Source organism: Streptomyces cirratus, from assembly GCF_014650775.1.
GTDB lineage: Bacteria > Actinomycetota > Actinomycetes > Streptomycetales > Streptomycetaceae > Streptomyces > Streptomyces cirratus.
Window position 1 is genome coordinate 260,765 of the sequence record NZ_BMVP01000006.1, and the last position, 13,180, is coordinate 273,944.

The 13,180-nt window shown below is 72.0% G+C and carries 10 protein-coding genes; 7 read left to right on the forward strand and 3 right to left on the reverse strand.

Translation table 11 applies throughout. The features are described 5' to 3' along the window. Position 1: 1 nt before the first annotated feature. Positions 2–427, reverse strand: a complete 426-nt coding sequence (locus IE207_RS18570) for a VOC family protein (RefSeq protein ID WP_190185343.1) — start codon at positions 425–427, stop codon at positions 2–4. 204 nt (positions 428–631) lie between these two features. On the opposite strand from IE207_RS18570, the gene IE207_RS18575 reads away from it, so the two are divergent. Then, positions 632–1,495, forward strand: a complete 864-nt coding sequence (locus IE207_RS18575; RefSeq protein ID WP_373304732.1) for an alpha/beta fold hydrolase — start codon at positions 632–634, stop codon at positions 1,493–1,495. 17 nt (positions 1,496–1,512) lie between these two features. On the opposite strand, the gene IE207_RS18580 is transcribed toward IE207_RS18575, so the two are convergent. Next, positions 1,513–2,697, reverse strand: coding sequence for a hypothetical protein (locus IE207_RS18580; protein ID WP_190185345.1), 1,185 nt, complete (start codon positions 2,695–2,697; stop codon positions 1,513–1,515). A 297-nt stretch (positions 2,698–2,994) separates the two neighbouring features. Between IE207_RS18580 and fxsA the strand changes: the two genes are divergently transcribed. The 6 genes from fxsA to IE207_RS18610 all read left to right on the forward strand — a co-directional run bounded on the left by fxsA (position 2,995) and on the right by IE207_RS18610 (position 12,664). Next, positions 2,995–3,159, forward strand: a complete 165-nt coding sequence (gene fxsA / locus IE207_RS33215) for an FxSxx-COOH cyclophane-containing RiPP peptide (protein WP_229873806.1) — start codon at positions 2,995–2,997, stop codon at positions 3,157–3,159. 29 nt (positions 3,160–3,188) lie between these two features. After that, positions 3,189–5,465: a radical SAM/SPASM protein FxsBH, inactivated beta-hydroxylase extension form gene (gene fxsBH, locus IE207_RS18590; RefSeq protein ID WP_190185347.1), complete on the forward strand. Its 2,277-nt coding sequence runs from the start codon at positions 3,189–3,191 to the stop codon at positions 5,463–5,465. After that, positions 5,462–6,259, forward strand: coding sequence for an AAC(3) family N-acetyltransferase (locus IE207_RS18595; protein WP_190185348.1), 798 nt, complete (start codon positions 5,462–5,464; stop codon positions 6,257–6,259). The genes fxsBH and IE207_RS18595 overlap by 4 nt, the downstream gene beginning before the upstream one ends. Positions 6,260–6,302: 43 nt before the next feature. Further along, positions 6,303–7,715, forward strand: a complete 1,413-nt coding sequence (locus IE207_RS18600) for a TIR-like protein FxsC (protein ID WP_190185426.1) — start codon at positions 6,303–6,305, stop codon at positions 7,713–7,715. After that, positions 7,699–11,673, forward strand: coding sequence for an FxSxx-COOH system tetratricopeptide repeat protein (gene fxsT, locus IE207_RS18605; protein WP_190185349.1), 3,975 nt, complete (start codon positions 7,699–7,701; stop codon positions 11,671–11,673). The genes IE207_RS18600 and fxsT overlap by 17 nt, the downstream gene beginning before the upstream one ends. Before the next feature lie 94 nt (positions 11,674–11,767). Then, on the forward strand, positions 11,768–12,664 hold the full coding sequence (locus tag IE207_RS18610) for a DUF4231 domain-containing protein (RefSeq protein WP_190185350.1): 897 nt from the start codon (positions 11,768–11,770) through the stop codon (positions 12,662–12,664). A 24-nt stretch (positions 12,665–12,688) separates the two neighbouring features. Here IE207_RS18610 and IE207_RS18615 read toward each other — a convergent pair whose 3' ends face one another. Further along, positions 12,689–13,168 (reverse strand): OTU domain-containing protein, encoded by a 480-nt coding sequence (locus IE207_RS18615; RefSeq protein ID WP_190185351.1) that lies wholly within the window; start codon positions 13,166–13,168, stop codon positions 12,689–12,691. Positions 13,169–13,180 lie beyond the last annotated feature (12 nt).

Genomic DNA, 13,180 nt, shown 5'->3' on the forward strand with positions numbered 1-13,180 from the left:
ATCAGGCGACCGGCTCGCCGATGCCCAGCAGATTCCCCTCGCTGTCGCGGAACCAGGCGGCGCGTTCGCCCCGGACGCCCCTGCTCGGGTAGTTGCCCTCGATCTCGGCGATACCGTCCCTCGTCCGCAGCCCCGGTACGTCGACCTCTTCGAAGACCACGCCGCGCCCCTTGAGCTGAGCCACGGCCGTGTCCAGGTCGTCGACCTCCCACCCCATCTGGGTGAAGGTGCCGGGCGAGGTCCCCGTCGACCGGAACACCGCGAACTCCGTGCTGCCGCACCGGTACAGCAGCCCGCCGGGCCGTTCGTCCACGGGCTCCAGGCCCAGCCGCTCGGAATAGAAGCGCCGCGCGCGGTCCAGGTCCCCGGCCGGGAGCCTGGTCGCCACACGTCCCCGGGCCAGCACGTTCTCGTCGTCTGCGTTCATGTCCCCACTGTGCCGTGAGCGCCGCCCGCAGGTGCGAAGGCGCCAGGGGCGGGACGGCGCCCCTGGGCGCGCCGGGAAATTGCCGCCGGGCGCGCTCTACCGCACCCGTGCCCCGAAGCGCACAATCACCCTGACTGCCCGCGTCGAACGTGAGGGAGGGAGCGCGTGCGCGATCAGGTGCGCACCGCCGACGGCCGCGCTCTCATGGTGGAGCGCTGGGGGGACCCGGGCGGCAAGCCCGTCTTCCTCCTCCACGGCACCCCGGGCAGCCGCCTGGGGCCGGCACCCCGAGGCATGGTCCTCTACCAGCGGCGGGTACAGCTCATCGCCTACGACCGTCCCGGCTACGGCGGTTCCGACCGCCACCCGGGCCGCACGGTCGCCGATGTGGCCCAGGAGGTGGCCACGATCGCCGACGCCCTGGGCCTGGACAGCTTCGCCGTCGCCGGCCGCTCCGGCGGCGGCCCGGGCGCGCTGGCCTGCGCCGCCCTGCTACCGGACCGGGTCACCCGTACGGCGGCCCTGGTGCCGCTCGCGCCCCGGGACGCGGAGGATCTCGACTGGTTCGACGGCATGGCCGCCTCCAACGTCGAGGAGTACACCAGGGCCTACGACGATCCCGAGGAGTTCGCCGCCCGGCTGATCCCCCGCGCCGCGGGCATCCGCAAGGATCCCCGCCGGCTGCTGGAGGAGCTGCGCCGGGAGCTGACGGAGAACGACCGGATGATCGTCGCCGACGCGGGCCTGCGGGCGATGCTCTTGCGCAACTACCGGGAAGGCGTGCGCACGTCGGCGTACGGCTGGATCGACGACGCGATCGCGTTCAGCGGCCCGTGGGGTTTCGACCCCGCCGACATCCGCTGCCCGGTGCTGATCTGGCACGGCGAGCTGGACGTGTTCTCGCCCGTCGGCCACTCCCGCTGGCTGGCCCGCCGCATCCCGGGCGCCGCCGCCACCTTCGATCCGGCCGCCGCCCACTTCGCGGCCCTGCGCGCGCTGCCCGGCGTACTGACCTGGCTGCTGCGCGACCTGCCGGTACCCCCGCTGGGCGAGCAACTGCCCGCCTGAGCGGGGCCGGACACCGTTCAGCGACCGCCCTCGACGGGGTGCTCGGGCTCGTAGTTGGTCAGGACGCACCCCTCCACCTGCGACCGCTCCAGCCGGTAACCGGCCGGGGCGGAGAAGCCGGGCGTGCAGTTCAGGTAGAGGAACTGCGCCTGGTACAGGCCGAACCGGACGCTCGGGTTGTTGCTCTCGACCGCGACGCCGTCACCGACGAGCAGCAGACTGGCGGTGTGCCTCAGCGCGCCGTCGTCCTTGAGGTCGGCGAGCTGGGCGGCCTTCGCCTTGGTCTGGAGCCTCTTCATGTCGCCGACGATATCCAGCCAGTTGAGGTCGTGGGCACGCTGGGCACCCCCCGGTTCCCCGCACAGGGCCCGGCCGTTCACGCCCCAGTCGAGGGGGTTGCCATCCACGACGGGCGCGTAGTCGATCGATCGGATCGCCACGGTGCCGGGGTCGGTGGAGAAGTGCGAGCAGTCCACGCTGTACTGCACCAGCTTCCTCAGCTCGGCGATGCTCCCGGCGTGCGCGAGCCCGAGGCTGCCCTGGGCCGGTTGTCCCGGCTTCTCGCCGCCCGGGTCCTGCGGCGTCTCCAGGTTCGGACTCCCGGAGCCGTCGGAGCTGCCCACGAAGTCGCTGAGGACACAGCCCTCGACCAGCGCCTTCTCCTTCTTGTACCCCTTGGGTACGGCGAAGGTCGGGTTGCAGGTGAGGATCCGCAGGTCGGACCGGGCGAGGGCGAGGGCGGACTTGGTCTGCGTCGGGGTGACGACGTAGCCCTTGCCGACGAAGACCCGGCTGTTGAGGCCGGAGGCCCCGTCGCCGCCCTTGATCGCGTCCATGACCTTCTGCTTGTAGCGCTCCTGGAACTCCTTCATGTCGGAGGCGACGTAGAAGACGAGCTCACCGTGCGCGGGCCGGTCGCTGCACACGCCCCGCTGGGTCACGGACCACTGTCCGACGCGGGTGAACTCGCTCGTCGGCAGCCGGGGGTCGTCCGGTTCGCCGCTGAGGTCCTCGCAGGAGGTGAACTGCCGTACGTACTGCTGCGCTTCGATGATCGATCCGCCGGCGGACGGCCGTGCGACGGACGGGGAGGGGCTCGCGCCCGCACGGCCGGCGGGCGGCGCCGGGTCGCCCTGGCAGGCGGCGAGTGAGGGGAGGGCGGCGAGGAGGGCGGTCGCGGCGAGGGTCCGCTGGAGGCGCATGAGGGTGCTTTCGGCCGAACGGCAGGTCAAGGGGGTGGCGTGGACATGCTAAACCGCGCTCGTCCGGTGATCGGCATCGGCGGTGACCCGGTGTCAGGCATGAAGGATCTTGATGTACGGCAAACGGCCGATTACCGCACCTGGAGAATTGCGGGAGCCTTTCCATAGAACGCTTGACCAGGCGTCATGCCTCGGTTGCCAATAAGGTGTGGACGAGTAAAGTCCACGCTTGACACCAGCGGGACCGCTGGTGCCGCTCCCCTGCCCATTTCACATGGCCTCCCCGAGGACGGTGTCGTGAACACTTCCGCAACCCCCGCGACCAGCACGGTCAAGACCCCCCTGGTCCCGCTCGACCGGATCGACGTCCACAGCGCCTCGGCGGCCCGGACGCTCGGACGCGTCCTCCCTTCGGAAAACGGCCGTCACGTTCAGGCACCGATCTTCAACTCCGCGCTCTGACAACGGAGCCCGCGCTCTAGACTGGTGGAATGACCGGCCTGATCGCATTTCGCGAGATCGTCCTCAAGGTTCACAGCAGATGCGACCTCGCTTGTGATCATTGCTATGTCTATGAACACGCTGATCAGAGCTGGCGAGCCCGGCCGAAAGTGATCTCCCCCGAGGTCATTTCGCACACCGCGTCGCGGCTCGCCGAACATGCCCGTGACCATGCACTCCCCTCCGTCACGGTGATTCTCCACGGAGGGGAACCCCTGTTGGCGGGCACCGCCCGACTACGCCTCGTGTGCGAGGAGTTCACCCGCGCACTCGCCGGGACCGCCGGTCTCGATCTGCGCATCCATACCAACGGACTCCAGCTCAGCCGCCGTTACCTCGACCTCTTCGCCGAGTTCGGCGTCCGCGTGGGCATCTCGCTCGACGGGGACCGCGCCGCGAACGACCGCCACCGCCGCTTCGCCGACGGGCGCACCAGCCACCCCCTGGTCCTGGCCGCCGTCGCACTGCTGCGTTCGGAGCCCTACCGCCACCTCTACCAGGGGCTGCTCTGCACCGTGGACGTCGCCAACGACCCCATCGCCGTGCTGGACGCCCTCGTCGAGCTGGAACCGCCCCGGGTGGACTTCCTGCTCCCGCACGCCACGTGGGAAACCCCGCCCGTCCGCCCCGACGGCGCCCCCGACGCGTACGCGCGCTGGCTGCTGCGGGTCTTCGACCACTGGGAGCGGCTCGGGCGGCCGGTCTCCGTACGGCTCTTCGAGTCCCTGCTGTCCACCCTGCGCGGCGGCCCGAGCCTGACCGAGTCCCTCGGTCTCGCGCCGACCGACCTCGTCGTCGTCGAGACGGACGGGACCCTGGAGCAGGTCGACTCCCTCAAGAGCGCCTACGAGGGCGCCGCCGCCACCGGCTTCGACGTCTTCGCCCACTCCTTCGACGAGGTGGCCGCCCACCCCGGGGTGCGGGCCCGGCAGCTGGGCCTGGACGGTGTCAGTGCCACGTGCCGCCGCTGCCCCGTCGTACGTTCGTGCGGCGGCGGCCTCTACACCCACCGCTACCGGGCCGACCCGGACGGCGGAGGCGGCTTCGGCCACCCCTCGGTGTACTGCACCGACCTGCGCGAGCTGGTGGACGGGGTCGAGGGCCGCACCGCGTCCCGGCAGACCGCACCGGAACTCACCGACCCGGCCGAACTGGCCCGCTCCCAGGAGCAGCTGACCCGGGTCCTGCTCGCCCGGCTGAACGCCGACCGTACGGGTGATCCCGAATGGGCGCGGTCCTGGGAGCTGCTGGCATGCGTGGAGCGGGCCGGGGAGGCGGGCGCGGACGCCCTGGGGGCCGTACTGGGCCACCCGTTCACCCGTACCTGGGTCCTGGAGGCCCTGGACGCCGGGCGGGACGGGCACCCCGGCACCCCCGGCGCCCCCGACGCGGCGCGCAGGCTGGCCGCCCTGGCCGCCGCCGCCGTGCTGCGGGGCGGGCTCGACCTGCCGGCCGAGGTGCCCTACCGGGACGGCGAGGTGTACCTCCCGACGCTGGGGCTGCTGCGCCTGGGGGCGCCGGGCACGCGGGGCCGGGCCGCGCTGCGGGCCACCGGGACGGGGTACGCCGTCCGCGACGGCCGCGCCGAACACCGCTTCGGCCCGGCGGCGGGGGACGCGCGCTGGCTGCCCGTACGGAGCTGGTCGCCGCCCGGGCCGGACACCGCCCCGGTGGCGCTGGAGGACCTCGATCCGCACCGCAACTGCTTCGCCCGCCCGCCGAGGCTCCGGCTGGGGGCCGGGGAGGCAGAGGAGTGGCGGGCCCGCCTCGGCGCGGCCTGGACGCTGCTGCACAGCGCCGTACCGGAGTTCGCCCGGGCGGCCGCCGCCGGGCTGACGACGCTGACCCCCCTCGCGGGCGGTCCACGGGCCCACGGCTGGGGCGAGGCGGGGCGGCACGGCCCCGGGGCGCTCGGGGTCCCGTACGGCGCCGGGGTCCGGGAGACGGCCCTCGCACTGCTGACCGGGCGGCGCCGGGCCAGGCTGCGGGCGCTGACCGAGGTGGCCGACCTGTACGCGCTCGACGGGCAGTGGCAGCACCCCTCGCCGTGGCGGGAGCGCCCGGTCCCGGTGTCCCGGCTGCTGGCCGACGTGCACGAGCGGGTGGCGGTGGAGGCGTACCGGCGGGCGACGGCGGCCCCCGAACCGGGCGCGTCGGACCGGATCCAGCGGGCGCTGGACCGGCTGGCCGGTGCGGCCGAGCTGACCAGCACCGGCAAACGGCTGGTGGCGGAGCTGCGCTGGGAGTCGAAGGCGGTCGACGCGTGACGTCCCCCGGGGCTCCGGGCGCGCTCGCGCTGGCCGGGGAGTTACGCCGGCTCGGGGTGCGCCCGGGGACGCGGCTGCTGGTGCACGCCGCGCTCGGCGGCACCGGCCTGCGGGCCGAGCCGCTGCGCGACGCCCTCACGGGCGTACTGGGACCGCACGGCACCGTGGTGGTGCCCGCCTTCACCTCGGAGAACTCCCGCACCTCGGCGGCGCACCTGGAGCGGATCGCGGGGCTTTCGCAGCCGCAGGTGCGGGAGTTCCGGGCGCGGATGCCCGCGTTCGACCCGCTGCGGACCCCGAGCCAGGGCGTGGGGCGTTTCGCCGAGACCGTCCGTACCACCCCGGGCGCCGAGCGCAGCGCCCACCCGCAGACCTCCTTCGCGGCGCTGGGAAAGGACGCCCGCGAGCTTTGCGCCGGTCACCGCCTCGAATGCCACCTGGGTGAGGAGTCACCCCTGGGGAAAATGTGCGGGGAGGGCGGGCAGGTACTCATGATCAATGTGGGATTTTCGTCCTGCACTGCTTTCCATCTGGCGGAGTACCGAATTCCCGATCCCCCCTTGCGCATGTACGACTGTGTGGTGAAGGTGAACCTTCCGGGGGGACGGCGCGGGGAGGGGTGGACGACGTACGAGGACGTCGCGCTGGACGACAGTGATTTCGCACGGATCGGCGAAGCGTTCCCGGATTCGCATGTGCGCAGGGGCCGGCTGGGAGGGGCGGGGGCCGTACTCTTCTCGATTCCCGATGCCGTTGATCACGCACTCGACTGGATGACCGAAAACAGACGCTGATTGACTGAACGATGAGGGGATGTGGCGAAGCAGCTCCGGAATGATGTTTCTTCGCTCGCATCTTCGGGACGGGGGTCGTGTGCCCGCATCAGTGCAGCCGTACTTCTTTCTCAGCTATGCGCATACGCCGAGATTCGGGGCCGGGGGGCCCGACCCCGACATGTGGGTCGAGCGGCTCTTCCGTGACCTCTGCAACCACGTCATGGCGCTGACCGACCTGCCCGCCGGTTCGGAGGCCGGCTTCATGGACCGCGAGATACGCAGCGGCGAGGGCTGGTCGGAACGGCTCGCGGCGGCGCTCGCCACCTGCCGGGTCTTCGTCCCCCTGTTCTCGCCGCGCTACTTCGCCAGTGAGATGTGCGGCAAGGAGTGGTTCGCCTTCGCGCAGCGCGCGATCCAGCACGGCGCGCGCCACAACGAGCCGCCGCCCGAGGCCATCGTGCCGGCCCTGTGGGTCCCGGTGCCCGCCACCCACATGCCGGGCCCCGCCTCGCGGTTGCAGTTCAACCACAACACCTTCGGCGAGCGCTACGTCACCGACGGCCTGTACGGGCTGATCAAACTCCGCAGCTACGCCGAGCAGTACGAGGCGGCCGTGTACGAACTGGCCAAACGCATCGTGCACGTCGCCGAGACCGTCCGCATCGACCCGATCAAGCCGCTGGACTACCGGGTGGTGCCCAGCGCCTTCGGCAGCAGCGGCGGCAACCCCGCCCGCACCCTGCACATCACGGTCGCCGCCGCCTCCCGGCACGACCTCCCGGAGGGCCGCAGCCCCGAGTACTACGGGGACAACGCGCTGGAGTGGAACCCGTACCACCCGGTGGCGCAACGGCCCATCGCCTACGTGGCCGAGGACGTGATCCGCAACCTCAACTACCAGACCAGCCTCGGCTCGTTCGACGACGAGGCGGGGCACTTCGACAGCAAGCAGCCGCCGACGCGCCCGGAGATCCTGATCGTCGACCGCTGGGCGGTGGAGGACGAGCAGCGCCGCCAGCGCCTGGCCGCCTTCGACCAGGAACACCGGCCGTGGATCAACGTGGTGGTGCCCTGGAACCGGTACGACCACCAGGGCCGGGCGAAGGAGAGCGAACTGGCGGACCGGCTGGAGGGGACGATGCCGGTCAAGATGAGCCAGGGCCGCGCCGCCTGCCGGGCCGCCGCGAACGGCGTCGCCAACATGGAGATGCTCGGGCAGATCCTGCCCCAGGTGGTCGAGGCCGCCGCCCAGCAGTTCCTCAGACACGCCCAGGTGTACCCGCCCGCGGGCGGCACCCACACCGAACGGCCGCGGCTGATCGGGCCGATGGGGATGGCCGAGCCGCCCCCGCCACTGCCGCCGCGCGTTCCCTTTCCGCCCGACACCGAGGCGGGCGGTGACGCACCGCGCGGGACCGACACCAACGACGTCAGCGACACAGAGCGGGGGGACACGGATGACAGCCGGTCGTGACAGCCGTGGCGGACGCATCGTCACCTTCTATTCCTACAAGGGCGGTACGGGCCGCACCATGGCGCTCGCGAACACCGCCTGGATCCTGGCGGCCAACGGCAAGCGGGTGCTCGCCGTGGACTGGGACCTGGAGGCGCCGGGTCTGCACCGCTTCTTCCACCCGTTCTTGGACCCCTCCACGCTCGGGGCCACCACCGGGGTCATCGACCTGATCAGCGAGTACGCCTGGGCCGCGACCAGCCCGGTGCAGCGCGCCGACGACTGGCACAAGGACTACGCGCGGATCCAGCCGCACGCCGTCTCCCTCACCCCGGAGACGCTGGGCTGGGAGTTCCCCGACGGCGGCACCCTCGACTTCGTCTCGGCGGGCCGCCAGAACCGCGAGTACTCGGCCACCGTGTCCACCTTCGACTGGGACAACTTCTACGACCGTCTCGGCGGCGGTCTCTTCTTCGACGCGTTACGCGCCGACATGAAGAAGAACTACGACTACGTGCTGATCGACAGCCGTACCGGCCTGTCCGACATCGCCGACATCTGCACCGTGCACCTGCCCGACGTCCTGGTCGACTGCTTCACCCTCTCCGACCAGTCCATAGACGGCGCCGCCTCCGTGGCCCGGCAGATCGACGAGCGGTTCAACGACCGCGGCATCAAGATCTACCCGGTGCCGATGCGCATCGACGAGGGCGAGAAGGAGAAGGCCGACGCGGGCCGGGCCCTGGCCCGGATCAAGTTCGACCGTTTCCCGGGCGGCCTCGTCGGGGACGACCTGACCTCCTACTGGGGCGCGGTGGAGATCCCGTACCGGCCCTACTACGCCTACGAGGAGACCCTGGCCACCTTCGGCGACGAGGCCGGGCTCACCAACTCCCTGCTCTCGGCGTTCGAGCGGCTCACCGCCGTGGTCACCGAGGGCGAGATCACCTCCATGCCGGCCATCGCGGAGGACGTGCGGATGCGGATCCGCGACGCCTTCACCCGGCGCCGCCCGGCCCTGCCGGCCGACCTGTTCCTCTGCTACGTCGCGGAGAACCGGATGTGGGCCGACTGGATCGAGTCGGTGCTCACCCGGGCCGGCTTCCGCGTGGTGCCCAAGGACGTCTCGGCGGAAGCCGCGCCCGCCCCGTCCGGGGACACCCTCGGCGGATCGGGCATCGCCGTCGACGGCGCCGCCCGTACGGTCGTGCTGCTCTCCAGCGCCTTCCTCAAGTCCGCGCGCGCCGTCGACGTGTGGAACCGGGCCGCCGCCGAGGACCCGACGGGGGGCCGGCGCCAGCTGGTGCCGCTGCGGGTGGGCGACGTACGGCTCGCGACCCCCTACATCGACCGCAACCCGGTGGACCTCTTCCGTCTCGACGAGGTGCACGCGACGACGGCTCTGCTGCGCGCGGTGGAGCGGCCCATGGCCCTGAACGACACGGTCAACAGCGCCTCCCAGCCCGGCCCCCGGTTCCCGGGGACCGTGCCCAAGATCTGGAACGCCCCGCCCCGCAACACCGGATTCACCGGGCGCAGCATCGTGCTGGAGCGGATGCGCAACCAGCTCGGCGGGGGGATGGCCGTGGTGCTGCCGCAGCCGCAGACCCTGTACGGGCTCGGCGGCGTCGGCAAGACGCAGGTGGCCCTGGAGTACGTCCACCGGTTCATGGCGGACTACGACCTGGTCTGGTGGATCTCCTCGGAGCAGACCGACGACGTGGTCGCGGCCCTCGCGGAGCTGGCCGTACGGCTGGGCGCCCAGACCGGCGAGGACATGGCGGCCGCGTCCCAGGAGGCTATCGACCTGCTGCGCCGGGGCGTGCCCACCTCGCGCTGGCTGCTGGTCTTCGACAACGCCGACGACCCCGAGACGCTCAAGCGGTTCTTCCCGCCGGGCGGCCCGGGGCACGTGCTGGTCACCTCCCGCAACCAGTCCTGGTCGCAGTACGGGGACGCGCTGCCGGTGGACGTGTTCCTGCGCGAGGAGTCCATCGAGCACCTCCAGCGACGCGCCCCCGGGCTCTCGCACGAGGACGCCGAGCAGGTGGCCGTGGCGGTGGGTGACCTGCCGCTCGCCGTCGAGCAGGCGGGTGCCTGGATCGCGGAGACCGCCACGCCCGTGTCCGCGTACCTGGAACAGCTGGCCCAGCAGGCAGCGAGCGTGCTGGGGCTGAACCAGCCGGCCGGCTATCCGGAACCGGTCGCGGCGACCTGGAACGTCTCCATCGAGCGGCTCCAGCAGCGCTCCCCGGCCGCGGTGCGGCTGTTGCAGCTGTGCGCCTTCTTCGCGCCGGAGCCGATATCCGCGAACCTCCTCTACAGCAAGGAGATGATCAACGCCCTCAAGCCGTACGACTCCTCGCTCCAGGAGAAGCTGATGCTGGGCCGGGTGATCCGGGAGATCGGCCGGTTCGCGATGGCCAAGGTCGACCAGGTCGGCAACAGCATCCAGGTGCACCGCCTCGTCCAGGCCGTGATCCGGGCGCAGTTGTCGCAGGAGGAACAGCGCGAGGCCCGGCACGCCGTGCACCGGATCCTGGCGGGCGCCCGGCCCGATGACGACGAGCCCATAGACAACCCGGCCACCTGGCCCCGCTTCAACACCATCTGGCCGCACCTGACGCCCTCCGAGGCCCGGTTCTGCAAGGAGCCTGAGACCCGCAGGCTGCTGATCGACCGCGTGCGCTACCTGTGGAAGCGCGGCGACTTCAAGGCTGCGTACCAGCTCGGCGAGGAGCTGCGCGAGGTGTGGAAGGAGATGCTGGGCGACAGCGACCTCCAGTACCTGTACCTGCGGTTCCACCTGTCGAACATCCTGCGCTCGCAGGGCCGGTTCGTGGAGGCGAAGGAACTGGACGAGGTCACGCTGGAGCGGCAGCGGACCGCGCTCGGCCCCTCACACCCGCACACGTACATGACCACCAGCGGCCTGGCCATGGACCTGGGGGCGCTCGGCCGCTACGGCGAGGCGATGGAGCTGGCGACGGCCGCGCACGAGGGCTTCGGGCAGATATTCCACGAGGCGCACCCGCGCACCCTGGCCGCCGCCAACAACCTCGCCCTGAACCTGCGCATGGTCGGGCAGTACTCCCGGGCCCGGGAGATCGACCAGGAGGTGTTCGACCGGCGCACCGAGGTACTGGGCCCGGACCACCCGTACACCCTGTCCTCGGCGCAGAACCTGGCCCGGGACCTGCGCGAGGTGGGCCGGTACGACGACTCGGTGCAGTTGCTGAGCCGGACGTACGACATCTACAAGCGGACGCTCGGCCGGGCCTTCCCGGGCACCCTGTCCGCGGCGAAGAACCTGGCGGTGTCGCTGCGCCGGGCGGGCGACCTGGAGGACGCGCTGCGGCTGACGACCGCGACCCGCAACCGCTACCGCGCCAAGTACACCTCGGTCAACCCCGACCTGCTGGCCTGTGAACTCAACCTGGCCGCGGACCTGTTCGCGACCGGAGACCCGGGCGCGGCGCGGGACCTGGCGCAGGAAGTGGTGGACGAGTACGTGAAGGTGCCGGGCGAGCGGCACCCGTACACGCTCGCCGCCGTCAACAACCTGGCGGTGTTCCACTGGGGCACGGGCGCCGCGGACACGGCGGAGCCGATGCTGCGCCAGACGATCCGGCACATGCGCGAGGTGCTGGGCGACAGCCACCCGCACACCATCTTCGGGAACCTGAACCTCGCCAACGCCCTCGCCGACCTGGGGGACCCGGAGGGCGCGCTGGAGCTGGAGCGGATGGTGGTGCTGCGGTTGCGCGAGGCGCTGGGCTCGCACCACCCGGAGACCCTGGCGGCCGCCTCCAACATGGCGGTCAGCCTGGACATGATGGGCCGCAAGGAGGAAGCGGCCCGGGTGCGGGCGGAGGCGGTGGCCGAGCTGACGCGACTGCTCGGCGAGGACCACGGCCTGACCCGCTACGCCCGCGACGAGCGCCGGGTCCACCGCGACCTGGAGCCGCTCGCCGTGTGATCCGGCCCCGCCGTGTGATCCGACGCAGGGCGGCCCCCGCACGGGCCGCCCTGCGCCCCTACAGCAGACCTGGGGGTTCGCTGTGAGCGACAGCATGACTTTCCGGAACGAGGACCTGCCGGCCCTCTTCCACCACACCGACCAGGCGGCGATCTCCCGGCAGCGGGAGTCCACCCGGGCCACGCGCCGGCAGCTGGTGCTGCTGGTCGCGGCCGCGGCGGCGGCCGCCCTGCCGTCCGGGCCCGCCGTGGGCTCGCTGCACCTGTTCGGCGCCCTGAGCGCGCTGGCCTACGCCGGGGTGCTGGCGGTGGGCGTACGGGCGACCCGGCGCCGGGCCCGCCCGCAGTGGCAGCTCAACCGGAGCGCGGCCGAGTTCATCAAGTCCCTGGCCTGGCGGTACGCGGTGCACGGGGCACCGTTCGGCAGTGACGTCGGCGCCCCCGAGGCGACGTACCGGACCCGGCTGGAGGCCGGGCTGGACGAGCTGCGCAAGATGGGCTGGGAGGACCCCCGGGCCGCGGGCCTGGTGCCGGAGGGCGGGGAGATCACCGGGGCGATGCAGCGGCTGCGCGGACTGGGGTACCAGGTGCGCCGGGAGACGTACGTACGGGACCGGCTGATCGAGCAGCGCAACTGGTACCAGCGCAAGACGGAGGTGTCGCGGCGGGCGACGACGCTCTGGTCGTGGACGATCGTGCTGCTGACGTGCCTGGCGCTGCTGTTCGCGCTGTTCGGCGCGTTCGGCTCGGGTCCGGGCTCGGAGCTGACGGCGCTGCTGAGCGCGGCCGCGGCGGCGGCGATCGCCTGGAACGAGGTGCGGCGCCACCATCCGCTCATCGAGGCGCACACGCTGATCGAGCAGGACCTGTCGGCGATGATGGTGGTGATGCAGACGACGATCACCGAGTCGCAGTGGCCGTCCGCGGTGTACGAGACGGAGCGGTACGTCTCTCCGCAGCACACGGACTGGCTGGCCCGGCACAGCAGTTGAGCGCGTTGCCGGACGGGGCGTGGCTCACTGCCGGGTCACGCCCTCGCGCCAGATGACGGTGACGGGCTTGCCGAGCGCCCGGGCGTAGGCGACGATCTCGGCGGTGCCGCCGTGCCCGCGGGCCGGCAGCCCGTCCCAGACGGCGACGAGGCGGTCGCAGGATTCGGCGATGTAGGTGCCGGCGGCGTAGTAGGCCTCGTCGGTGGAGCGGGCGAAGCCCATCCGTACTTCCTGGGCGGCCCGGTGCCTGAGCTGCCGGTAGCGGGCCAGGGCCCCGGCGTCCGTGAAGTCGCCCTCGTAGTCCTCGCTGGGGATCACCACGGTGAGGTCGGCGCCGCATTCCAGGGCGATGCCGGCGAACAGCTGGTCCGCGCCCTCCGCGAGGCTGGACAGCACCTCCAACGGCCCCTGGCGGCCGCACAGCACTCCACGCAGACCCTGCCTGACGTGTGAGAGCGCCTCGACGGGAATCGACCGGTGCCCGGTCACCCCGATGCGTTTCATACGCAAACCTGC

Excerpts from the sequence above, each read along its gene's own strand:
- IE207_RS18580 (WP_190185345.1), bottom strand. The coding sequence starts at position 2,697 with ATGCGCCTCCAGCGGACCCTCGCCGCGACCGCCCTCCTCGCCGCCCTC.
- IE207_RS18615 (WP_190185351.1), bottom strand. The coding sequence starts at position 13,168 with ATGAAACGCATCGGGGTGACCGGGCACCGGTCGATTCCCGTCGAGGCG.
- IE207_RS18575 (WP_373304732.1), top strand. The coding sequence starts at position 632 with ATGGTGGAGCGCTGGGGGGACCCGGGCGGCAAGCCCGTCTTCCTCCTC.
- fxsT (WP_190185349.1), top strand. The coding sequence starts at position 7,699 with ATGACAGCCGGTCGTGACAGCCGTGGCGGACGCATCGTCACCTTCTAT.
- IE207_RS18610 (WP_190185350.1), top strand. The coding sequence starts at position 11,768 with ATGACTTTCCGGAACGAGGACCTGCCGGCCCTCTTCCACCACACCGAC.
- IE207_RS18600 (WP_190185426.1), top strand. The coding sequence starts at position 6,303 with ATGTTTCTTCGCTCGCATCTTCGGGACGGGGGTCGTGTGCCCGCATCA.
- IE207_RS18570 (WP_190185343.1), bottom strand. The coding sequence starts at position 427 with ATGAACGCAGACGACGAGAACGTGCTGGCCCGGGGACGTGTGGCGACC.
- fxsBH (WP_190185347.1), top strand. The coding sequence starts at position 3,189 with ATGACCGGCCTGATCGCATTTCGCGAGATCGTCCTCAAGGTTCACAGC.